This is a genomic window from Chryseobacterium carnipullorum (genome assembly GCF_003815695.1).
In the GTDB taxonomy this organism is placed as follows: domain Bacteria; phylum Bacteroidota; class Bacteroidia; order Flavobacteriales; family Weeksellaceae; genus Chryseobacterium; species Chryseobacterium carnipullorum.
Genome location: NZ_CP033920.1, coordinates 1,861,690 through 1,886,068, shown reverse-complemented (window position 1 = coordinate 1,886,068; position 24,379 = coordinate 1,861,690). Strand labels below are relative to the sequence as shown.

Here is a 24,379-nt window from a genome sequence, read left to right as displayed (position 1 = left end):
AATATTTCCCGAAATGTTGAATATTTTAAATGATATTTTCTCTGATAAAAAAGTTTAGAATATCCTATCTTTGAACCATGATTTCAGAGAAGATAATTTTAGGGATTGACCCGGGGACGGCCATTATGGGTTTTGGCATTATTTCCATAAAAAAAGGAAAGATGGAAATGATTTCAATTCATGAACTGATCCTGAAAAAATACCCGAACCATGAAACGAAGCTGAAATATATTTTCGACAAAACATTAGCTCTGATCGACGAATATCATCCTGATGAAGTAGCTCTTGAAGCTCCGTTTTTTGGGAAAAATGTGCAGAGTATGCTTAAACTGGGCCGAGCCCAGGGAGTTGCCATGGCTGCAAGTCTTCACAGAAATATCCCTATTACAGAATACTCTCCGAAAAAGATCAAGATGGCCATCACCGGAAATGGAAACGCCAGCAAGGAACAGGTGGCAGGAATGCTTCAGAACCTTTTAAATCTGAAAGAATTCCCCACAAAATATCTGGATGCCTCGGATGGTCTGGCTGTTGCGGTATGTCATCACTTTAATTCCGGAACAGTAGCCGGTACAAAATCATTCACCGGCTGGGATAGTTTTCTTAAACAGAATCCGGACAGGTTGAAATAGTTTAAAAGGAAAGAATCCGTCTCACAATAAAAAAGTGAGACGGATTCTATTATTGTAATTAATTATATTTGAATTTCAATGTCGTTCCATAATCATGTATTCCTGTCTCCTGCAGCTCCTTCCCATTGTATTTATAACTATAATAGCTTCCAAGATTAGAATTATTATTACTTTTTCTTTACTTGTTACTTCCTTCGCTTTTGTACAAGAAGTCGCGCCACCGCCGCATCAATGCCTATAGTAGAAAACAAAATGGTGATTGATAATCTGCCACAATACTTCCTGGGCAGAAAGTCCAAGGATAGTGCATAGAATATATGCACCAGAGTAGAATTTCTTCATCTGTTTGTGTATTTTAATTTAATTTTAGTTTTAATATAATAACAAAGCAAATTCAACAATTTAACACTCTTGCAATATCTCTTTAATTAGATTTAATATGAAATTTATCACTCTACTGTTTTACAATTGTTTATGACTATTTTTTTCATTTCCTTAAAACAAAGCTATTCATGTGCGGCGAAAGAACTTGACGTATTTTAAATAAAATATAAAAAAATCAATCTTCTATCATCATCAAAATAATACAATGAAAATCAATCAATTAAATCAAAACAAACAATTACTTGGTAAAACATAATACTATCTTTTACATTGGTATGATTTTTAGTATTACATTTGTATAAATTTTCAGTTATGAAAACAAACCAACAAACTATAAATCAAGCGAATCATAAAATAAACTGGTTCCAGAAGTTTCTGATGGTATGCTCCGGAGGAAACATTCACATTTTAAGAAAGACCCCCAGTGAATGGAATAAATTTTCAGGAATTGGAGGGATTGTACTGTTTACTGCAGTCTTTGCTACTCTATCAGCAGGATATGCGATGTATACGGTATTTGATAATATATGGACTTCCGCAGGATTTGGAATTCTATGGGGATTAATGATTTTTAATCTTGACCGATATATTGTTTCATCGATCAAAAAAACAGGAACATGGTGGAATCAGATTTTGATGGCAATTCCCCGTCTTATTCTAGCCACGTTCTTAGGAATTATTATTTCAAAACCTTTAGAACTTAAAATTTTTGAAAAAGAAGTCAATAAACAATTAAATACGATTATTCAACGAAATAAAAAGCAGCTTGAGGGGGAGATGAGCGGCCGGATTTTAAAGCAAAGCGGACCCTTTGAAACGGAAAAAAAGCAGATCGCCGAAAAGACATTACAATACCAAAAAGCATATGATTCAGCGGCGGTAGAACTTGAAAAAGAAATCCTTGGAAAACAGTCGGGCCTCACCAGTGGAAAAGAAGGATATGGCCCTAATGCAAAACGTAAGCAGGAACTAAAGGAACAGCGCCGTCTTGATCTGGAGAATTTCCAGAAACAAAATGCATCCAGAGTGGCATATTTAGATCAGGAAATCTCTAAAGTTTATACAAATCTTGAAACGGAAAGAAAATCGTCAGAAACCTTTGAAGATAAATTTAATGGATTTGCAGCAAGACTTCAGGCATTGGATGAACTTGGAAAAAATTCAGCGATCATAGGATTGGCAGCCGCTTTTATTATGGGCCTTTTTATCTGTCTGGAGATCTCACCGGTTTTGGTTAAATTAATTTCCCATGTAGGGCCTTATGATCACCTGCTGGAAAAAACAGAAAATGATTTCAGGCTTTATTCTAAAGAAAAAATTGAAAAAGGAAATGCCCTGACCGATTTCAGAATTGACGATTTTAAGGATAATTTAAAAAAATAACGTATTTTTCATACATGATTATTGATAAAGAAGAGATCCAGAAAAAAAAGAAAAAGCTGGACGACTGCAAAGCATTCCTGAAAAAAGAATTCATCGGAATTGATAAGATTATTGATGATTTAATGGAATACCTACAGATCTGGTATCTGATGCCTGAAATCCTGACACGGCCTGTGGTGATTAATCTATGGGGAATGACAGGGGTTGGAAAGACAGATCTTATCCGGAAAACCGTTCGTTTTCTGGAATTTCAAAACCGTTTTGTAGAGATCGAACTGAGCAACAGTGATGAAACCACTTGGAGCAAAAGTGTTTCCGATATTTTCCAGAGCAACCGCCTCAATGACGAAAAACCCAGTATCGTACTTTTTGATGAAATTCAGCGTTTTAACACCATCGATCCAGACGGCACCCCTGTACCACAAACGAAGTTTACCGATTTTTGGGAACTTTTAAGTGATGGAAGACTAAGCAGAAGGGAGCGTGATGATCTTGAACATTATCTGTTCTCCTATCTTCTACGCAAAAAGGAAAATGACCGACGTAAAATGAACGGGGAAACAGAAATGGATGAAAATCCTTATCTGAACCTTTGGGACGCTAAAGAACTGAAGAAATACCTCAGCATGGAAGATGATGTGATGAGCATCATTGACATGAAAGAGGAAGATATGATCAAACTTATCCTTAAGAAGCAGAAGGAGAAAAAAATCTACGAACCCGTAGACTATAGTAAAATGCTGATTATCATCAGCGGAAATCTGGATGAGGCTTTTCAGATGTCCCGTGAAACCAGCGAAGCAGATATAGATGCCAATATTTACCATGCCTTCACAAAGAAAATTACCGTTGTTGATATCAAAAATGCATTATCGAGAAAATTCCGTCCGGAACAGGTCGCGAGATTCGGAAACATCCATCTGATTTATTTTTCATTAAAGACGGAAGATTTTCAACAGCTGGTTCAAAGGGAAATAAATAATCTTAAAACGAAAACGAAGTCAAAATTCGGGATCAGCCTAAAGATCACTAAAAATATTAATGAACTGATTTACAGAAACGGAGTTTTCCCGGTTCAGGGGGTACGACCTGTTTTCAGCAGTGTTGTTGATATTTTGGACACGAACCTCAGCAAATTCCTCTTTGAAGCCATCATCAATGAAGACAAAACAATAGAAATAGATTATCTGGTAAAAGAGAAAACCATTGCCGGAAAAGTGGGAGGACGGATCATTAATATACCGTACACAGGAAGGATCGACCGTATACGCCAGTCTAATCAGCAGGATGCCGTAGCCAACATCAGCGTTCATGAATGCGGACATGCCATTTTGTATATGCTGTACACAGGTTATGCACCCCTGCAACTGAAGAGTAAAGTAGCCAGCAGCTATGCCGCAGGATTTACATTCCCTCACCAGATTCATGACACGAAAGAAAGCCTTCTGGATAGAATTAAAATTTATCTTGCCGGAGGTATTGCGGAAGAAATTGTTTTTGGTGAAAATAATGCAAGCATAGGAAGAAGCCATGACAGAGAACAGGCCACCGCCCTCGCTGCTGATTATATCAGAAAATATGGATTTGATGAAGATTTTCAGGCCGCCTACAGCCTTGAAGATTACCCTCACCGCATGCAACATGACATTACGGATAAAAAGATTGAAAAAATCATCCAGGATCTTGCAAAGAAAACAAGAGAGGATTTGCTTCTTCACCTGGATCTGCTGAAAGATATGAGCATTGAACTGAGTAAAAAGGGAAGCATGCTGCCTAAAGAGATCTCTGAAGCAGCCAGAAAGCACCAACTCGAGGTAAGCATAAAAGAGGAAGGCTATCTTCATATTGCAGAATATCATAAAACACTCAACTCATAGAGAATAAATCCAACATAATACAGATATACATTAATAAAATCTCACCTTTCAGTTAATCCTGAAAGGTTTTTTCTTTATATAATGACTTTATCCGAAATATTTTATAATTTTACACCACTTAAACTAATCATCATGAAAAACTTAATTTTAGCCATCACATTGCTTGTAAGCTGTGCATTCACACCTACTTTAAAAGCACAAATGGATCCTTATCTGGGACAAATTATTTTTGTTCCTTATAACAGAACTCCTAATGGATGGGCAGACTGTAACGGACAACTTTTATCCATTGTTCAAAACCAGGCTCTTTTCTCTTTAATAGGAACAACCTTCGGAGGAAATGGAACGACTAATTTTGCATTACCGGACATGAGAGGAAGAGCTCCTATTTCTTATGGAATGGGTGTCGGTAGCGCTAACAACTATGTCGTAGGCCAGACCGGAGGCAGCGAATCTGTTACTTTAACTCAACAGGAAATGCCAGCGCATTCTCATACGGTAAATGCTGTAACCAGTGAGGGCAATCAAAACGTGCCAACCAACAGTCTTCCTGCAGATACAAAACTTTTAGACAAGGAATATTCTGATGCTGCTGCCAATACGACGATGAAGGCAACAATGATCAATCCGGCAGGAGGAAATCAGCCTCACGAAAACAGATCTCCTTTCCTTACAATGAGATGTATCATCGCAACACAGGGTATTTATCCATCTTTTAATTAATAAGTTATGAAAACTCTATACTTATTAGCCTTAGCTCTTGGAAGTTCAATGGCCGCGCAGACCATTACTTTCAAAGGATGCTATAATTTGTTTGACAACCAGAACTTTGTTTTTACGAAAAGCGGAGTGGATGCGTACAATAAAAACATCTACATCACAACACCGGTTGATGGGCAGCCATGTGGCGGATTAGGAAGCTGCGAGTTTAAAATCCAGTGGAATAACGCTCTTAGCAGATGGGAATTTCTTGCAGATACAGGTAACGGAACTTTCGTCAATCCCAATTTGATTTACTACAACTCAACAGGAAACAGCGCCAGTTCAAGACCACCAAGCAATACATTTGGATTATGGGTAGAGAATACAGCTGTAACAATCGGCCAGTGCGGAGGTAATCTTACCGGTACCAACTCTACCATGACAGGTGATGTAAGCAGTTCTTCACTCGCAACATCCGATGTTACAAAATCTAAAATTCAGGTTTTCCCAAATCCTGTTTCCGATATCATCCGTATTTCAGGAATCGATAACGGACAGACTATCCAAATTTATAATGTAGATGGAAGACTTGTAAAATCTGAAGCATTCGATCAAAAAGTGGATGTTTCTCAACTTTCTGCAGGAGTCTACGTTTTAAAAGTTAGCACTAAAAATTTCGAATCCCATGAATTTAAATTCGTGAAAAAATAAAAATACAATGCCAATATAGCATTAATTGATTATTGATATAGCCTTCAGAATTGCCTGAAGGCTATTTTGCTTAATAGGAATATTTTTTGATGGCTCCATACTATGCCTTCAAGTGTTGTCAATCAATACAGCTACTTTCCAGAGACTGAAATATTACGAATTGCTTATCAGTCAGGAGCTGTTGATGACGATCTCAAAGTACCGCTTGCTTTTTCTGAAAGATTCAGGCAGGCAAGATCAAAAGGAAGGCTTCTTACTGCTGTGATTAAGCGGAGATATCGATTCATTAAAAATAACTGACAATAATTTAATGAAAAATGCCTCCATAACCGGAGGCATTTAAACTTTTACAAGATCAAAAAATTATTTAATGATCAGTTTAGATGTTTTTACGTCTTTTCCATTGGAAATCTGAACCATATAAACTCCTTTTTCAAGCTGTTGGTTTATTTTGTAAAGCCCGTTTCCTTCATCAGATACTGATGGACTGGATACCACTCTTCCTGACATATCAGAAATGGAAACTTTTAAATCTTTTCCGTTTTTAGCTTTGATAAATACATTATCACCTGTCGCAACCGGATTAGGGTAGATAACAAGATCATTATTATCTGCTTTTACTTCACTTGTTCCTAAAGCATTAACAAATTTAACTGTATAATCTTCTGCCTGTCCCCATTTAAGCTGTCCACAAGGTGTAATATTCGTATTTTCATAATCAACGATTACTCTCATTCTCAATGGAGTATCCATCACGGTGGATGATGGCGCAGTAAATGTCGTATTAAAAATACCTATAAGCGTCGTAGGGTCCATTGCCACATTATCACCTGTCCCAATTAATTCAGAAGTCTCAAAACTTCCATTATTGTTGAAATCAATCCAGGCACGAACAGAATTTCCTTCATCTGAGACATTTACCTGAAGATTTTGAGCTTGGCTCACTAAAAGCTGAGTCGTAGTCGCCTTAAGACAGCTTGCTCCTGTATAATCTTCGTAATAGTTTGCCCCATTACCCCAAACTCCTGTAGAAGCATTATTAATACTTCCCAATTTTACCAAAGTAGGTCCTACGAAATAGTTGTTTGAAGCTGCATTTGCCAAACCACTTGGTGAGCACGATGAAATTGGAGTTCCAATATTGGAAGTTGCGGCAGGAACTGTTCCTCCTAATGAAGTACTCAGGGAGCCTCTCATTAAAAAGAAATATTTTGCTGCTCTGTCATGCTGTCCATTGGTAAATTTGAAGGCCTTAGGGTTTGTATAGTTCATCATATTGTACTGAACTCCCTGGTAATTCACTCCAGTACAATAATTCATATCGTTATTAGTAAGTGCAGGAAAGTCACTTAACATACTCCTTGATCTTTCTGTATCACATACTCCATCATCATCTCTGTTACAGTCATTATTAGGTTGTGAAGGACAATAAGTTGTTAAAGCAGTACCTGCAGGAGGTTCCGCATTAGCCGTACCAAAAGTATGAAGTAGTCCCATACTATGTCCGAATTCATGTGCTAAAGTAATATCATTTGGCAGAGTTACTACGAAAGATTTCATAAATGACTCATACGCAGAATTTACATTTTGAGGAAGACCAGCCCACCCCATAATACCATAACCACCGCCACCGTCTACCTTATTCATAATATAAATATTAAAATAGGAAGCTTCAGGCCAGTGAGGTGCAATTGTTTTTACCTGGGCAGTTGTAACACCATCAGTTCCGTTACGTTTTACTCCAAAGCTGTCATATCCAGTAAGACTTCCTCCATTATATCTGACAATACCGGTAGTTGCATTACAGTTCGGATCTCTTTTAGCCAATACTAATTTGATAGGCATTGTAGCAGCCGTTCCAAAATCTCCAGGAAGACCCTGAGGCCACTGATAAGTCCCCGCATACATTTGATTACAATGATCTAGCCATGCTTGAATCTGCTCATCACTTTTGTTGTATGCAGTTCCAATAGCTGAACCTGTAGGTACTATAACGTGAACGACTACGGGAATTTCATAAACTCCATTGACTGTTTTAAAGGCAGTCCCATTATTATTAACACCACTTTTCTTACCTCTAAGAATTTGATTACTGATCTTGTAAATAATGTCATCAATTTCCTGATTCTCTTTTTGGTGTCCTCGCTGCTCGGCATCAAAATCACACCAACCTTTTTTTTGTTGTGCTGATACTGAAAGAGAAAACAATACAACTCCACAAAGGAAAATTTTCTTCATACTTCTACTATTTAAATTATAGATTTTATTATCGCTTTATTATTACTCTAAAAAAAGTAACCATAAATACATTTCACATTAGTAGAAAAAAATGACTTTTGTTACAAATATTTAATAGTTTTTTAAGAAAAAGATAACATTTCGTTTAAAAGGCATACTATTCAAACAACAAAAAATCAATTAACATTAATATAAAATAGAATAAAATTCTACAACAAAATAGAAATCGAAAATTAACCCATCGGATATCATTTACAGATTAAAAATTTACATTTAGTTAAAATAAATTATGATCTTATAATAAAATAGGCTGCACAAATCTGCGCAGCCTATTTTTATATTTATCTTAAAATCCTAAAAAGAATAATTCGGAGCTTCCTGAGTAATAATTACATCGTGCGGGTGAGATTCTTTCAATCCACTTCCGGTAATCATTACCATTTTGGTGTCTTTCTGTAAAGCTTCAATATCTTTAGCGCCACAGTATCCCATTCCCGCTCTTAAACCTCCGGTAAGCTGGAAAATCACATCTTCCAATTTTCCTTTGTGCGGTACTCTACCTTCAATTCCTTCCGGAACGAATTTTTTAGCCTCACTCTGGAAATATCTTTCTTTACCTCCTCTCTTCATCGCAGAAAGACTTCCCATTCCCTGGTAAGATTTGAATTTTCTTCCCTGGAAAATAATTTCCTCTCCCGGAGCTTCATCTGTTCCGGCTAAAAGAGAGCCCAGCATGACAGCTCCTGCTCCACTTGCGATAGCTTTTACAATATCTCCTGAAAGTTTAATTCCTCCGTCAGCGATCACCGTTACGTTCTTAGATGCTGCATATTCGTAAACATTATAAATAGCAGATAGCTGAGGAACACCTACTCCTGCAACAACTCTCGTTGTACAGATAGAACCTGGTCCAACTCCTACTTTAAGGACATTAGCACCAGCTTCAATAAGATCTTTTGCCGCTTCTGCCGTTACAATATTTCCTCCTACGATATCTAAATCCGGATACGTTCTTCTGATTTCTGAAATTTTATCCAAAACACCTTTAGAATGTCCGTGGGCCGAATCAATAGCCACAATATCAACACCAGCATTCACCAGCGCTGCAATTCTGTCCATGGTATCTTCTCCTACGCCAACTCCAGCACCTACGATAAGGCGGCCTTTGTGATCTTTATTTGAATTCGGATACTCCAGTTGATTGTCAATATCTTTAATCGTTATTAAACCTACAAGCTTGTTATTCTGATCTACGATCGGAAGTTTTTCAACTCTGCTTTTCAGAAGAATTTCTTTTGCTTTCTCAAGGTTTGTATTTTTATCAGAGGTGATCAGATTTTCTTTCGTCATGATCTCTTCAACCTTCATCTCAAGGTTTTCCTGATATTTTACATCTCTGTTGGTAATGATCCCGATCAGTACATTGTCAGCATCTACTACAGGAAGACCGGAAATTTTATATTTGGCCATTGTTTCCTTAGCTTCAGCTAAAGTATGATCTTTTGAAAGGGTAACGGGATCAGAGATCATTCCGTTTTCGGAACGCTTTACACGATTGACCTGTGCAGCCTGCTCAGCAATCGTCATGTTTTTGTGGATGAAACCTAAACCACCCACTCTTGCCAAAGCAATAGCCAGATCTCCTTCAGTAACTGTGTCCATCGCAGCAGAAACTATCGGAACATTCAGCGTGATTTTGTCGGTAAGTCTTGATTTTAATGATACCTGATTAGGTAAAACTTCTGAATAAGAAGGGACTAGAAGAACGTCATCGAAAGTGATGGCTGTCTCTACAATTTTGTTATGAATAGACATCTTTACTTTCTTTGCAAAATTAGGTTATTTCAGCGAGATATGAAAATCCTTTTCAATAGTTTAAATAAAAATTAATAATCAATAACTTAAATCGAAAAACCGCTCTTATCAGGAACGGTCTTTCTGTACAAAATAATTAGTGTAGTATGAAACTACTTGTTATATCTCCAGGTAGCTGATTACTTATCAGTTGCTGCATTAATTACTTTTGAAATATCATCAGCCGTAAAACTCCCTCTCACATCAACGAAAACCAATTCTTTATCTGAATTTACAGTGATCATCATATTTTTAATGGTTTCGCCATTCTGTTTTACTCTTACATTGACATTTTCTCCGTCATGTTTGATGGTTGCCCAGTCTTCAAAATCATTATTGTTTAAATATTTAGAATAATCATTCAGCATGGCTTTGCTTCCGTTATCTACCGTCATTACTTTTATCTTTGAGATTTTCTTGATCAGCGCAATGACTTCCTCACTTTCGCCATCTTCCCTCAACGCCTTTTTAATAAAAGGCTTGGCCAGAAATACAGGGACATTGAAACTTGCAAATTTTGCTTCTTTATAATTGTGTCCGGACTGTTTAAAGAAATCGATATTAGGCCTTCCCGAAACAATGCACGACTGAAGAATAAGCAATGCTAAAATTCCTGTAAAAAATTTTATTAAAGTTTTCATGGCTGTTAATTTTTTAATCTATAGGTTTCAGAGTTCCTCCTGATGTCTTGCTGATATTCGCTTCTATTTCCGGTCTTCCTTTATATTTTACCAATCCTCCTGAAGAAGCCCTTACCTTAAGTCTGCCGGAAACATTCACAGAAAGATTTCCTCCGGATGTAGCCTCCGCTTCAAGATTATCCAGTTTTAGTTCGTCTGCTTTACACAAAGCACCGCTGCTGATATCTATTAGTCCGGAATTAGCTTTTCCCTCAATAGCCGCATTGGATCCGCTGGAAGCCTTTACCATAACAGATGTTGCCGTAACTCCTACTCTTATATTTGAGCCTGAAGAAGCTGCAATTTCTACTGCGTTGGTGATTTTAAAATCTCCCTTAACATTCGCTCCGGAAGAAGCATCAATATTCAAGCTGTTTTCTTTTATAGAATTCACCACTCTGAAGTTAGCTCCCGACGAGGCTTTGATATTATCCATTCTTGGTGAAGAAATATTAACGCTTAAGTTTTTAAATCTCAGATTTTTTTGTCCTTTATTATCTATATATACCTTCAAAACTCCGTTTTCCACTTTTGTAATCACGTACTGAAGTTTATCAGCATCTGCAATGACCTTCACATTGGTAGGACTTTCCTGTTTGAAAACTACATTCACGCCGGTGCTTACACTAATTCCCGAAAACTCACCTACATTTCTGGCCTCTCCGTTCAGATAGGAAGAATTACTCTCGGAGGTAAAACTAGTTCTTGTATTGGTTACAGAATTGGTTTTTGTTTCGCTGGAATTGATGATCTTGTTCACATCATCCATCGAAAGTTTTCCATCCAGCATGACGAGGATATTCTCTCCTTTTCCTCCATCAATGCTTAAAAGCAGGTCATCCAGGATCCCGTCTTTTGCTTCCGCAGAAAGAAATTTAATCTTTGCTCCGGAATTATTAACGGACATGATTTCGCTGTAATTCAATGTTTTTAAATAGGATGCCACATCTTTGTTTAGCTGTGCAAGATGAGTCTGAACCTGAATTCCTTCTTTGCTATTCGCTTTCTCCGGATTTTCAGTGATCAGAATTTTTAATCCGTTAATTTTAGACAGTAGCGGTTTGATCTGATCCAGCTGCGAATCGTCAATATTAAGACTGCTGAGCATACTAAACATGGGTTTAGCAATTTTAATAGAGGTTACTCCTTCCACTTCCTGATACTTCTCAAAAAGTCGGTCAAACTTGTCGCTTTGCCCGGACACCATAAAGAAATGGGAAAAGGCAAGGGCGAATATTATGAATATTTTTTTCATGAGTCAATTTTTATTTTTTAAAGCTGATTACTTTTGCCTGATCAGGTGCATAATCTATTTTGTTTGTTAATAATCGTCGTCTACAACGGTAGGCTGTGCTAATTTTTGACTTACGTTATCCGCAAATATCTGGAATGAATACTTAGTCACATTGATGGCTTCTTCAACATTATCGATTCTTTTACCGTTGACGATAACATATGAATTTTTATAGCCTGTTGAATCTTTTAAAGCTTTGTTACTAAAAGATGAATTGTTCACAAATCTGGGCTTTACTTCTTTTTTAAGTCTCCCTCTTTTAGGCAGAATCTCATCCATCACATCTTTTTCCGCTACAGAATTCTCCTGAAATATAGAATCTTTCTTTGCTCCGGAAATAGAGTCGGTATGATTCACCGCTACCTGTTCCTGATGGTCATTATTCTCTTCTATAAATTTTGATTTCTGTTTCAAAACCTCATTTTTCACGAATTGCTCTTTTTCAATAACACCGGTACGGTAATCGTTAAAGAAAAAGCCAACACTCAGGAGAAGGACTAATCCTGCTGCCATCCAGAACCATTTCGGGAAAGAAGGTTTATTCTTCGGTATCGGAATAATAGGTGCCTGCTGAGTTTCAGGGTCAGGAACTCCTCCTTCTGCCTTCTGAAGAAAATCTTCAAAGCTCCAATCCATTTTTTCTTCCTTGATATCCTGGAAGATTTCGTTGTATTTATTCTGAAATTGATCTTTGTTCATAGCTCATCAGTTGTGATATTTGTTCTTTTACTTTTTGTCTCGCCCGCATCAGATTGACTCGTACTGCGTTTTCTTCCATGTCCAGCATTTCTGAGATTTCTGAGACTTCATATTCTTCTACATCTTTCAGATGGATCACCATTTTCTGTTTTTCCGGGAGCTGATTGATAAATCCTATAATATAATCCTTCATATTATTGATATCCATGCTGTATAATTCTGAGCGGTGAAGCTGCAAATCTGCAAATCCCAACTTTACATCGTGGTGCTTCAGCCGGTTCAGGCATTCGTTCCGGACGGACTTTAAAGCATAGGATTTCAAATTTCCAAACTTTTCGAGTTCCTCCTTCTTTTGCCAGAACTTTATCATCAGGTCCTGCACCACATCCTCTGCTTCATCACTGCTCATCACAAATCTTTTCGCAAAACGATACATCTCGTCTTTGAGAATAAACACCGTATTCTTGAAAGTTTCTTGGGTCATGAGTTTTGTTTCTATTAGTAAGACAATTAAAATCTTAATTCTATTACATGATACTTTAAAAAAATTGATATTTCCTGCATTCCGCATCTTCCACATACTCATAAACCCCTTCTACAAAAGCGTTTCAATGATTTTTATAAAAATACCTATTTTTTTTCTTTTTAGAAAGATAATTTCAAAATCTTAAGTTTTCTGCTATTTTTCGGTATAATAAATTTGAAAGTTCATAAAGAGATAGAAAACTTACATCCCATTGTTTCTCCTTACCATACCTTTAGAAATACAATCATCTGTGGGATTTGTGGGATAAAAAAAAATTATTTGTAGTGGGGGTTTCAACGATAAACAATTCCCGCAGATCACACGAATCACCCAGATGATTGGGTTATGTGAATCTATTTATTTTGTGCAATCCGTGGTCAATAAATAATAACCACAAAGGCAATTTTTTTTAAAAAACACTTTAGTTAATTTAAGTTGACCTTACAACTACATAGAAGGACACATAAGTTTTCCAAAAATCTAAGATTTTTATATGGACAAAGCGGTAAGAAATATTCTCAATTATCAGTGTTCTTGTATGACTTGTAGCAAAAAAAACCTCCGAAATGGAGGCTTTCAATATTAATAGGTATCAAAAATATGTTTTAAAATAGCTTTATCATCATCGGTTAATGGCATTTTCCTTCTTGCCATAGCTCTTTCCGCGACTTCATAAGCTTTGTCCAGCTTAAATCTTTCATCATCTTTACCTCCGCCCCACGAAAAGTTTTCTACCAGATTGGGTGGAAAACCGGGTTTGAATATATTGGAAGCAACGCCAATTACAGTTCCGGTATTCAATTGGGTATTGATCGCTGTTTTGGAATGATCGCCCATGATCAGCCCCGCAAACTGAAGTCCTGTATCTTCGAAAGCCTTTGTTCTGTAATTCCATAATTTGACGTGGCTGTAATTATTTTTAAGGTTGGAAGAATTGGTATCTGCTCCGAAATTACACCATTCACCAATCACTGAATTTCCTACAAAACCCTCATGACCTTTGCTTGAATAACCAAATATAATAATGTTATTCACTTCACCACCTACTTTACAATGAGGTCCCACTGTAGTAGCTCCGTAAATTTTTGATCCTAAATTAAACTTAGAATCCTCTCCTAATGAAATCGGTCCGCGAAGATTACAACCTTCCATCACCTCAGCATTTTTTCCTATATAGATCTTCCCCGTTTTTGTATTGATGGTAGAAAATTCTATCTGCGCTCCTTCTTCTATAAACAGATCTTTTTTATCTCCTAAAAACCCATTGGTAGAAGATAGTTCCTGTGATGTTCTCCCTTCTGTAAGCAAGGCAAAATCAAAATCTATGGCCAGATGATTATACGTAAACAGATCGGTTGGTTTTTTAAAGAAAATTAATTCCTCTTTGATATCTGTCATCTTTTCAATCTGATTCAGGGAAAACCCTTTCATATTGATTTTAGCAGCGACCAGTTCATCTTCATAAACGAGCGCCTCTCCTTGTTTAAGGTCTTTGATCTGTTGGATTACAGTTTCTGTAGGAAGAAAATTAGTAACCAGGAAAAGACTTTCCTTGTCTTCGGGAGTTTTAAATTTATCCTGAAGATAATTTTCAGTAAAGTAAGAAACTTCGGTATTTCCCAGGATCTTTTGCCATCGTTCAGAAAAAGTAAGAATTCCGCATCGCATAGCGGCTACAGGACGGGTAAAGGTAAGAGGAAGGAAATCTTCCCAATATTGGGCATCTGAAAATACTAATTGCATTGTATAGAAGTTAGAGATTAGAAGTTAGAAGTTAGAGGCTGAAACCTGGAAGTCTTATCATTGACAACCAATTGACAGGATCTCATTTCTGTTCAGAACAAAAATACGAAAATAGCGGGAATGAAGAAATTAGATGTCAGAAGTTAGAGATTAGTTTATAAAAGTCTCCGTAAGAATATGTGTCTTTCTGTTTGAAAAGAATATAATTTCATTTTATAGAAATAAAGTACAAAACACACCCAACTAAATTCTATTAACAAAAAAAAGTCTCCCAATCAATTGGAAGACTTCAGTATGTTGGGTAACAAAAAATTACTTGCTGAATTTTTTGTATTTGTTCATAAACTTATCAACTCTACCTGCAGTGTCAACCAGTTTCACTTTACCAGTGTAGAAAGGGTGAGAAGTTGAAGAGATTTCCATTTTGATCAATGGGTATTCTTGTCCTTCAAATTCAATGCTATCTTTTGTTTCTGCAGTAGACTTACAAAGAAACACGTCGTCGTTACTCATATCTTTGAAAACAACAAGTCTATAATTTTCTGGGTGGATTCCTTTTTTCATAATACAATTTTTAAAAAATTAAAGTTTGCTTTCGAAATAGTAATGGTATTTCTCTGCTAATTTTAGGCTGCAAAAATACAACATTTTTTTAAATATCCAAATACTGCATCCAATTTTTTTTATTGATAAGAAATTCAAAGTATTTTCGTTAAATTTGGAATCTATTTAAACTTTAATTTCGATGAAATTCAAACTATTACTGGCTTTTTCTTTCTGGATGCTTCTTGTGGCGGTATCATGTAATAAAGACGATATTACTTTTGATGCTCCCTCACAACAGTTGAGTTTTTCAAAAGACACCGTATTCTGTGACACGGTTTATCACCAGGTACGTTCTGAAACCTATGTCGTAAAGGTATATAATAATGAAGACAAGGACGTTCTCATTCCAAGAATCAATCTTGAAAAAGGAAGTGCATCATTATATAGGATCAATGTAGACGGAAAACCTGGATTTGATTTCAAAGATGTGCCTTTGAGAAAGAAAGACAGTATGTATATTTTTGTTGAAATAGCACCTGAAGCTACAGGTCCGCAAGCTATAGCAGAAGATAAGATTTTATTCAACAGTGGCGCAGGACAGCAGCATGTGACTTTATTTTCAGTGGTACAGGATGCAGAATTCTTTATCCAGACTCCTACCAATCCTAATTTGATCACTACGCATACCATATGGAACAAAAACAAAGCGAAGATCATCTATGGTGACCTTACGGTTAATCCTAATATAACACTGGATATTCAGCCAGGAACAAAAGTGTATTTCCACACCAACAGTGGGATGAAAGTATCAACAGGGGCTACATTAAATATCAACGGAGCCCTGAATGATGAAGTTATTCTCCGTGGCGACCGAAATGACCTTGATCACGACACGCTTCCTAAAAACTGGAATTCTATCCGCATGGAAGCAAACTCCAATCTTAATATGAATTTCGCCAGACTTTTCGGAGGAACCAGAGGACTGGATATGAAACAAAATACGGCCAACATCAGTAATTCATTCATCCATACCTTCTTTGAATACGGAATTTATGCCGTAGGATCTACGGTGACCGCTAAAAACCTCGTAATGAATAACTGCGGTGAGTCATGTATCGGGATCTTCAGAGGAGGAAATCACAGCTACACCCACGCGACCATTGCCAACTATTCCAGAACAATGGGATCATTCAACAGAAATGGAATTACTGCAGCCAACGAATGGAAAAATGCAGCAGGAACTACAGAACAGGGAGCTCTTCAGCGTCTTGATATAAAGAATAGTATTGTGTATTCAGACAGGGACAACTCTGTTAATTTTGAGCAAACTCCGGGACAGCAGTTTGAATTCCTGATCCAGAACTCGCTCATCAAATACTCAGGGGTACCTGAAGCCGGTTTCCCTTTTGATAATAATGTAAGAGTAGTACAGAGCATCAAGAATGAAGATCCGCAATTCCTTAACTATTTTGCAGCGAAGATGAATTTAAGAGTAAAGACGGCATCTCCGGCAAGAGGAAAAGGAAATCTGACTGTAGCAGGAACTGTCCCTCTTGATATTGTGAATGTATCCAGAACCACCAATTCTACTTTAGGAGCTTATCAATAATGGAAATCACACAACTGCAACAGCAGGTCGACGAATGGATCAAAACCATCGGCGTCCGATATTTCAATGAACTGACCAATATGGCTATGCTGACTGAAGAAGTGGGTGAAGTAGCCAGGATCATCGCCAGAAGGTATGGCGAACAGAGCGAAAAAGAAAGCGATAAAAGCAAAGACCTTGGGGAAGAACTGGCAGATGTACTGTTTGTAACTTTATGTCTGGCCAATCAAACCGGAGTAAATCTGCAGGAAGCTTTCGATAAAAAGATGAAGATTAAGACTGACCGCGATAAAGACCGGCATCAGAATAATGAAAAATTAAAATAAGATACAAGATATGAGATTTCAGATCACAGACTCATGGCAGTCTGAAATCTGATGTCTGTCATCTGACATCTTTAATCCGAAGAAACAATGAAGTTAGAAAAATCAAAATTACTAAGAGATAAAACAGTTCAGATCAGCGGTTCGAAAAGTATTTCGAATCGTTTGTTGATTTTGGAAAGTTTATTCAAAAATATACACATTGGCAATTTATCCAATTCTCAGGATACGCAGCTTCTGAAAAAGGCGCTGTCTGAAAACACTGAAATTGTGGATGTCCACCACGCAGGAACGGCTATGCGTTTCCTTGCCTCCTATTATTCTATTTTTGAAGGAAAGACCACCATTCTTACCGGATCCAAAAGGATGAAAGAAAGACCGATCAAGAACCTGGTCAGCGCATTAAAAGATCTGGGGGTAGAGATTGAGTATTTGGAAAATGAAGGTTTTCCGCCTTTAAAAATTACCGGAAAGAAGATCACTCAAAAGCAGGTGAATGTTCCGGCTAATATATCCAGCCAGTTCATCACTTCCCTTCTTCTGATTGCAGGGAAACTGGACAGCGGATTGGAAATAAACTTAGTGGGTGAAATAACTTCAAGATCATACATAGAAATGACGCTGGATATTCTGACAAGATTCGGAATTAAAAACAGTTTTGAAGGAAATACTATTAAAGTGGAACCTTTTCATGGGAATGATGAATCATCACCCGTGAATTATGAGGTTGAAAGTGACTGGAGCTCAGCTTCGTACTTCTACTCGATAGCTGCGCTGGGAAGAGAAACCATCCACCTGAAAAGTTTTTACAAAGAGTCTACTCAGGGAGATTCTGCAATTGCCGGGATTTATGAAGACTTTTTCGGTATTAAAACAATATTCACAGAAGACGAACATAAAATCACTTTACAGCCGGAGGCCGATTTTTCTTTCCCGGAAAAAATCATTCTGGATATGAACAACTGCCCGGATATCGCCCAAACACTTTGTGTAACGGCTGCCGCATTAAAAATTCCTTTTGAAATTTCCGGACTGGGAACTTTAAGAGTAAAAGAAACCGACAGACTTCAGGCTTTATATAATGAACTGAAAAAACTGGGTACCGAAACAGAGATCACAGACCTTACGATCAAATCTGTCAGTTTTGGAGAACCGGAAGAAAATATTTCCATCGCAACTTACCAGGATCACAGGATGGCGATGAGTTTTGCTCCGTTCTGTCTTATTAAGGAGCTCAACATTGAGGACGAAGATGTAGTGGAAAAATCTTATCCGATGTTCTGGAAGGATCTTGATAATGTGATGGTTCATTGATGTGCGGATTCGTTGATATGACAATCTACTAATTTGAAAAACACTCCCGTTTTATGAGAAACTTTTTGCTGATTTTTGCTTTAATGATCCCGCTGGTTTTTTCTGCACAATATCTTTTACCTAATGAGGAAACTATTTTTTCGTTTGACACAAAAAACGGAAAGAAAATGTCTTTGGTGAAAGATAAAAAGAATGGTTATATTCAATACCGATTGGGAAGCAAAAATCATGTAGAGATGGAGTTTCCCAATTCAAGGACGAAGGAAAGCTGGAAGCAGTTTACCTACAATTCTTATCACAGAGGCGGCGGAAAGCAGAACGCAGGTATGGACCTCAATTATTTATCCTTTTCAAATAATAATTACAAATATCAATTGTTCAGAACCTATTATGCAGAAGATGGATCCTATGCTGCCGGCATCACAGTTACTGACAGCAAAGGGAAAGAAACTGAAATTTCAGGCGTTTATAAAACGATTAAAGGCTGTATGTGCAATCTGGAAGACACAGAGGTAAAGAAAGAAGATTTTGGGTTATAATTTTAATGCCGTTCTATGAAAAAGCTTTTTTGTTTTATCTCTGCATTATTAATCATAGGTTTGCAAGCTCAAAGTCTGAAAGATTTTTCTGTTCCGAAAGGCTATCAAAAAATAGCTGAAGCCAAAGGAGATCTGGACAAAGACGGAAAAGATGAAACAGTGATCATTTTCAATACCGACAAAAAAAATAAACTGAATGACCGTGATAATTTTCTCAGATCATTCTTTATCTTAAAAAACATAGACGGTAAGCTGAAAATCTGGAAGGAAAATAGCACACTTCTTTTGTCCAGCGGAATGGGGTTTTATCCGGAAGAGAATGCGCCTCCTGAAATATCAATTAACAACAACAGCCTTTCTATTACCCAGATATTCAATACCAATTCTCGGCATACGCAGACTTATCAGCATACCTTCAGGTTTCAGAATGGTGATTTTTACCTCATCGGTTCTCATGACAGATTTGAAGACACCTGCGATTTCAATTATCTGAACGAAATCAATTTCTCTACGGGAAAAGTTATTGCAGATGAAGAATATTCATCCTGTGATGAGGAACAAAAAGTGATCCCTAAAGATACTCACAAAGAATTTAAGCATCCGTTTAAAACCTTGATTAAAATGAACAGCTTCAAGATTGGGGAACATAAGTTTAAAATTCCCGGTTCAGATAAAGATTTCATTTACTAATTTTTTCGATGGATGGGAAGATTCATTACTCTTATACTTTAACACAACTTAATTATCTCTTAAGGTTGAATTAACTTCTCCTGGTATGATATATTGCTATTTTTAATCAATTAAAATACCATAAACTATATCAACTTAAAGTATGAGATCTTCAACCATTTTATTCCTTGGCCTTACCGCTGCAAGTATGTTTTTCTCCTGTTCGGAAAGAACAGCCGAAATAGATTCAGACAGCACAGAACTAAGTCTCCATCAGAAAAAAAATGAGAGGGCTTCTTTAGCCTCAGTCGAAACCAATAGCTGGATGTCCGGACTTCAGGATAATATTTCAATAGCTAAACTTTCGATCCCGGGTACTCATGATTCAGGGGCTATGAGAGAGGTGCCTTCCAACAGTGGTACTGCAAAAACGCAAAACCTTACGATTGCCGAACAACTTAATGCCGGAGTCCGTTTTCTGGATATCCGTTGCAGGCATATTGATAATTCATTTGCGATACACCATGGTGCGATCTACCAAAATTTGAACTTTGATGATGTGCTCACCGCTTGTTACGCATTTTTGGAGAGCCACCCCACAGAAACCATCATTATGTCTGTTAAGGAAGAATACAATGCTTCCAACACCTCAAGAAGTTTTGAAAAAACATTTGACACCTACGTTCAGAAAAATCCTTCTCGATGGAATCTGGGAAATAACATTCCGAGGCTGGGAGATATAAGAGGAAAAATCAGATTATTGAGAAGATTTCCCGCTGAAGTTTCTAAGGGGATTGATGCCACAGGATGGGCAGACAATACCACGTTTGAAATTAATACTACCCCGGGAACATCAGTAAAGGTTCAGGATTATTATAAAGTGACAAATAATGATGAAAAATGGACAAAGATTTCAACCCTTTTTAATGAAGCAAAAAATGATACAAGTGGCAAACTTTTCATCAATTTCACCAGTGGATACAAACCTTTAATCTTTGGAATACCAAGTATACCTGGAGTTTCTGATGCTATTAATCCTAAAGTGACCACATTCTTCCAAAATAACACCAAAGGATCTTATGGAATGATGCCAATAGATTTCATCAACACAGAGTTGTCAACACTGATTATTAAAACAAATTACAATTAGGTGATTACTTGATCATCTGATATCATAAAAAATGTAGTCTTTAATTGCTAAAGACTACATTTTTTTAAACGCAGATTGTTTCCGGATTATCTCTGAATCCCGTAGGCTGAAAGTATTTTGTTAAAGATTTCAGTATTTTCAAACAGTCCTGTGAATTCCTGAGAATGGGGTCCGTAAGCAAATACACTTGACGGAATGGAGGTATGATCGTTTGTACTGAAATTCCCGAAAACCCAGCCCTCTTTAAGGCTCCCATCCAAAAGTGTCAAGCCTCCGGTTTCATGATCTCCTACAACGATAACCAGTGTTTCTTTATTTTCATCAGCAAATTTCATCGCTTTTCCTACGACATGATCAAAATCTAAGAGTTCAGTCACCAGCTGCTCAAGATTATTGCTGTGTCCTCCTCCATCGGTCTGTGAAGCTTCCACCATCATAAAGAAGCCTTTTTTATTTTCCTTTAAATCATTTAACGTAAGATCAAAAGCATCAGCCAGCCAGTTTCCTCTTCCGTTGCTTATTCTCCGGGAGGCCAAAGGATCAATCACCAAAGTACGACCGTTTATTGTGCTGACTGATTTCAGATCCTGATAGAAATCAATCTTTGCCTCTTTGATTTTTTGCCCGTTTTCCTGACTCAATCCTCCTGTAGGCCCTCCAATTAAAATCTTCGTTTTAGAATTGACAAAATCTTTAAGGATAGGCTCCGAACTGTTTCTGTTATCCGAATGCGCGTAGAAATCCGCTGGTGTTGCATCAGTAATATCTCCTGTGGAAATTAATCCTGAATCCATTCCCTTTGCTGCAATAATATCTGGAATCTGAGCCAGAGCTTTTCCTTTATCATCGACTCCTACAAATGTATTTTTTGTTTTAACCCCTGTTGCAAATGCCGTTGATCCGGGTGCAGAATCTGTAATGTAGGCATTGGAAGAATTGGTTTTGGATAATCCGGTGGATTTCATATTAAAAACATTCAGCTTTCCTTTGTTAGCTGTAAAAGCAGCATAATACTGGGGAAGGGAAGTTCCGTCCGGAATCAGGAGAATAACATTTTTAACCTTCTTTTTGGTCTGGTCTGTTTTGTACGTTGGTTGGTATATTTCATATTCATTTGTACTCTTATAAAAATTTTTAGGAATGGTATTGATGAATTTTTTAAGATCAGGAATATGATCGGTATTGATATAATCCACATCAAGATCCATCAGGTTTACCCAGGCATTGGTAAAATCAGGGGCTCCGTAAAAACGTACGGGCTTCTGCTGGACATGCACCTTTTCTACTGCTTTTTTAATTCTTTCCGTTTCCTCATCCCTCGGAATTCCTTTTCCATTCCATTTGACCAGATTCTGGAAGTCTGCACTGAACATTCCCACTCTTTTCAGCTGGTCTCCGGTATAATTTGTATCCAGATCACCATCAAACCAGAGATAATCCGGATAGTTTTTAAAATCACCCGGCTGAGGTCTTGCTCCTGTAATCACCATTTTAATACCCGGACAGCCTGTAATTTCAGGATACTTCTTCAAAATGTTTACCAAAGCATTTAAAGATGTTTTATAATCCTGTTTGATATCGATGAGGAGCTGTAGCTTTTTAGTACTATCGGAATAAATATTTCCTTTGTTAAGTTTGATTTGTTTCGATATCGGATCAAGATAGAGGCTCTCCAGTGTTCGGTCTGGTAGCAGTTCTTTTTCAGTATGGGCAACCCACAGTTTCCCCTTCACGAGGAAAACATCTGCCTCAATAGAACCAAAGCTGGCATAATAGGCCTGCCAGAAAGGAATTTCCTGCTGATAATCATTATGAGAATGGGCATTGCCCACCGTATACTTCAGATAATTCTGCGCCTGGTTTTGAGTAAACAACCCAAAAGCCAGTACAACTGCTATTTTTTTTGATAATTTCATCATACTATTAAAAAACCGTATCACTGTGCAGCTCACACAGTGATACAGTATATATCTATATTACTATTTTACCACCCTTCATTTTGCTTGATCACGCCGTGACTGTTGACAATTTCAACCTGCGGAACTGCCCATACATTGTGTATTGCCGGGTTGAAGTTTCTCGGAGCCCAGACTTCGTTACCATTGATACCATGAAGCGCTTTTGCATAGGTATTTTTAGCATCTCCCCAACGGACAAGGTCTCTGTGTCGGTCTGCCCACTCACCTGCCAGCTCACAACGTCTTTCATGCTTCAGGTCAGCCAGTGTACATCCTGTTTTTGGTGCCAATCCTGCACGGACTCTGATCAGATTAATTTCCACATCAGCATTCTGACCCTGCATGAGCAAAGCTTCTGCTTTAATCAGGATCACTTCTGAGTAACGCATAATCGGAACGGCCAGATCTGTACACGGATAATCGCCATTCGCACTTACATGGCCGCTGTTGAGCGTATATTTGAAAGCATCCATGTATTTATTAAACTGATAACCCGTAAGTGAATTCGTAGAAGCATACGTTCTTGTTTTTCCGTTAAAAGTGAACGAATCTCCCAGTTTCAAAATGGTTGCACTTCTTCTCTGGTCACCTGCTTCATATTCGTCATATAATTCTTTTGTCGGTTGGAAATATCCCCAGCCGTTATATTCTCCCCATCCTTTGTTTTCAAGCATCACGCCGGGAAGAATACTTCCCCAAGAGGTAAATTTAGGTGTACCCGGAATGGACCAGATGTATTCTGAGCTGTAATTATTCTCTGATTTAAAAACATCTGAAAAGTTCCCGAGCAGTTTTCTGTTTCCTTTGGTCATGACTTCATTAGCCCAGAATGCAGCGTTCTTCCAGTCTTCCATAAAAAGGTAAACCTTTGCCAGAAGTGCCCAGGCAGCTGCTTTATGGGGTCTACCGTAATCTTTAGGAGAAAGTTCTTCCTGAGAAGGAAGTAATTCAGCGGCTTTCTTCAGATCGTTCACTATATAATTGTAATTTTCATTCACATTGGCCGCTCTCGGAATAGGATTAGGGTCCGGTTCTTTAGTACGGTCGATAATGGGAATTCCTGCTTTTTCATTACCATAGTTATAAGCTAGCTCGAAATACATTCTGCTGCTCATAAACAGAGCTTCTCCAAGGTATTTGTTTTTAACAGCTACCGAAGCCTGAATATTATCCACATTACGGATCACACGGTTGGCAACACCAATCACATTAAACCTTTTATTCCATTGGGTTTCGAGATCACCTGCCGCAATATAATTGCTGCTGAAATTTTTAGCATTATCGGCTTCACTTTTCGCCCTTCCGGTTACCATATCATCACTGGCATTGATGAACCAGAAAAATCCTCTTCCGTAAAATTCTCCGTCAAAAAGAGGTTTATACATCGCATTAGCACCGGTTACCAGATCATTTTCCGTTTTCCAGAAACTGGCTTCTGTCGGCGTTCCTTCGGGCTGAACATCCAGCTCATTGGTACAAGACCAAAGAAGGGCGGATATTCCTGACACTAAAATTATTGTATTGAAAAATTTCATCTTATTCTTTTTT

The 24,379-nt window shown here is 37.6% G+C and carries 22 protein-coding genes; 12 read left to right on the top strand and 10 right to left on the bottom strand.

The features are described from left to right. Positions 1–77: 77 nt before the first annotated feature. From ruvC to EG346_RS08590, 6 genes are all read left to right on the top strand, one after another. On the top strand, positions 78–632 hold the full coding sequence (ruvC, locus tag EG346_RS08615; protein ID WP_073329200.1) for a crossover junction endodeoxyribonuclease RuvC: 555 nt from the start codon (positions 78–80) through the stop codon (positions 630–632). Positions 633–1,328: 696 nt separating this feature from the next. Continuing rightward, a complete protein-coding gene (locus tag EG346_RS08610; RefSeq protein WP_073329197.1) occupies positions 1,329–2,399 on the top strand; it encodes a DUF4407 domain-containing protein in 1,071 nt (356 codons plus the stop codon). Between the two features lie 14 nt (positions 2,400–2,413). Next, positions 2,414–4,276 (top strand): ClpB D2-like domain containing protein, encoded by a 1,863-nt coding sequence (locus EG346_RS08605; RefSeq protein WP_123878032.1) that lies wholly within the window; start codon positions 2,414–2,416, stop codon positions 4,274–4,276. 132 nt (positions 4,277–4,408) lie between these two features. Further along, entirely contained in the window at positions 4,409–4,999 is a 591-nt protein-coding gene (locus tag EG346_RS08600) for a phage tail protein (protein ID WP_123878030.1), read from the top strand. Between the two features lie 6 nt (positions 5,000–5,005). Beyond that, a complete protein-coding gene (locus EG346_RS08595) occupies positions 5,006–5,689 on the top strand; it encodes a T9SS type A sorting domain-containing protein (RefSeq protein ID WP_123878028.1) in 684 nt (227 codons plus the stop codon). 102 nt (positions 5,690–5,791) lie between these two features. Then, positions 5,792–5,989: a KTSC domain-containing protein gene (locus EG346_RS08590; protein ID WP_123878026.1), complete on the top strand. Its 198-nt coding sequence runs from the start codon at positions 5,792–5,794 to the stop codon at positions 5,987–5,989. Positions 5,990–6,052: 63 nt separating this feature from the next. On the opposite strand, the gene EG346_RS08585 is transcribed toward EG346_RS08590, so the two are convergent. The 8 genes from EG346_RS08585 to EG346_RS08550 all read right to left on the bottom strand — a co-directional run bounded on the left by EG346_RS08585 (position 6,053) and on the right by EG346_RS08550 (position 15,287). Next, positions 6,053–7,927 carry a zinc-dependent metalloprotease gene (locus tag EG346_RS08585; protein ID WP_123878024.1) on the bottom strand — a complete coding sequence of 625 codons (1,875 nt, stop codon included), beginning with the start codon at positions 7,925–7,927 and terminating at the stop codon, positions 6,053–6,055. A 354-nt stretch (positions 7,928–8,281) separates the two neighbouring features. Further along, the gene (gene guaB / locus EG346_RS08580; RefSeq protein ID WP_123878022.1) at positions 8,282–9,742 is read right to left on the bottom strand and encodes an IMP dehydrogenase; all 1,461 of its coding nucleotides are present in this window, start codon (positions 9,740–9,742) and stop codon (positions 8,282–8,284) included. Between the two features lie 179 nt (positions 9,743–9,921). After that, the gene (locus EG346_RS08575) at positions 9,922–10,422 is read right to left on the bottom strand and encodes a DUF4252 domain-containing protein (protein ID WP_123878020.1); all 501 of its coding nucleotides are present in this window, start codon (positions 10,420–10,422) and stop codon (positions 9,922–9,924) included. A 13-nt stretch (positions 10,423–10,435) separates the two neighbouring features. After that, on the bottom strand, positions 10,436–11,716 hold the full coding sequence (locus tag EG346_RS08570; RefSeq protein ID WP_123878018.1) for a DUF4252 domain-containing protein: 1,281 nt from the start codon (positions 11,714–11,716) through the stop codon (positions 10,436–10,438). 66 nt (positions 11,717–11,782) lie between these two features. Next, positions 11,783–12,454, bottom strand: a complete 672-nt coding sequence (locus EG346_RS08565; protein ID WP_181876039.1) for a hypothetical protein — start codon at positions 12,452–12,454, stop codon at positions 11,783–11,785. Continuing rightward, entirely contained in the window at positions 12,429–12,938 is a 510-nt protein-coding gene (locus EG346_RS08560) for a GFO_1088 family ECF-type sigma factor (protein ID WP_073329954.1), read from the bottom strand. Before EG346_RS08560 ends, EG346_RS08565 begins: the two co-directional genes overlap by 26 nt. A gap of 624 nt (positions 12,939–13,562) precedes the next feature. Beyond that, the gene (locus EG346_RS08555; RefSeq protein WP_073329176.1) at positions 13,563–14,723 is read right to left on the bottom strand and encodes a GlmU family protein; all 1,161 of its coding nucleotides are present in this window, start codon (positions 14,721–14,723) and stop codon (positions 13,563–13,565) included. Positions 14,724–15,035: 312 nt separating this feature from the next. Further along, entirely contained in the window at positions 15,036–15,287 is a 252-nt protein-coding gene (locus EG346_RS08550) for a type B 50S ribosomal protein L31 (RefSeq protein WP_073329174.1), read from the bottom strand. Between the two features lie 181 nt (positions 15,288–15,468). Between EG346_RS08550 and EG346_RS08545 the strand changes: the two genes are divergently transcribed. The 6 genes from EG346_RS08545 (at position 15,469) to EG346_RS08520 (ending at position 20,873) form a co-directional block, all read left to right on the top strand. Continuing rightward, the gene (locus tag EG346_RS08545; RefSeq protein ID WP_123878016.1) at positions 15,469–16,878 is read left to right on the top strand and encodes a hypothetical protein; all 1,410 of its coding nucleotides are present in this window, start codon (positions 15,469–15,471) and stop codon (positions 16,876–16,878) included. Continuing rightward, positions 16,878–17,204 (top strand): nucleotide pyrophosphohydrolase, encoded by a 327-nt coding sequence (locus EG346_RS08540; protein ID WP_040997695.1) that lies wholly within the window; start codon positions 16,878–16,880, stop codon positions 17,202–17,204. The genes EG346_RS08545 and EG346_RS08540 overlap by 1 nt, the downstream gene beginning before the upstream one ends. A gap of 87 nt (positions 17,205–17,291) precedes the next feature. Then, on the top strand, positions 17,292–18,515 hold the full coding sequence (locus tag EG346_RS08535) for a 3-phosphoshikimate 1-carboxyvinyltransferase (protein ID WP_123878014.1): 1,224 nt from the start codon (positions 17,292–17,294) through the stop codon (positions 18,513–18,515). A 53-nt stretch (positions 18,516–18,568) separates the two neighbouring features. Then, a complete protein-coding gene (locus tag EG346_RS08530) occupies positions 18,569–19,054 on the top strand; it encodes a hypothetical protein (protein ID WP_123878013.1) in 486 nt (161 codons plus the stop codon). Between the two features lie 15 nt (positions 19,055–19,069). Next, positions 19,070–19,744, top strand: a complete 675-nt coding sequence (locus tag EG346_RS08525; protein ID WP_123878010.1) for a hypothetical protein — start codon at positions 19,070–19,072, stop codon at positions 19,742–19,744. A gap of 142 nt (positions 19,745–19,886) precedes the next feature. Further along, on the top strand, positions 19,887–20,873 hold the full coding sequence (locus EG346_RS08520) for a phosphatidylinositol-specific phospholipase C (protein WP_123878008.1): 987 nt from the start codon (positions 19,887–19,889) through the stop codon (positions 20,871–20,873). Positions 20,874–20,959: 86 nt separating this feature from the next. Here EG346_RS08520 and EG346_RS08515 read toward each other — a convergent pair whose 3' ends face one another. Together EG346_RS08515 and EG346_RS08510 are read right to left on the bottom strand one after the other, a co-directional pair. Further along, complete coding sequence (locus EG346_RS08515; protein WP_228425756.1) at positions 20,960–22,792, bottom strand: alkaline phosphatase; 1,833 nt, start codon at positions 22,790–22,792, stop codon at positions 20,960–20,962. A 65-nt stretch (positions 22,793–22,857) separates the two neighbouring features. After that, on the bottom strand, positions 22,858–24,366 hold the full coding sequence (locus tag EG346_RS08510) for a RagB/SusD family nutrient uptake outer membrane protein (protein ID WP_123878006.1): 1,509 nt from the start codon (positions 24,364–24,366) through the stop codon (positions 22,858–22,860). Positions 24,367–24,379 lie beyond the last annotated feature (13 nt).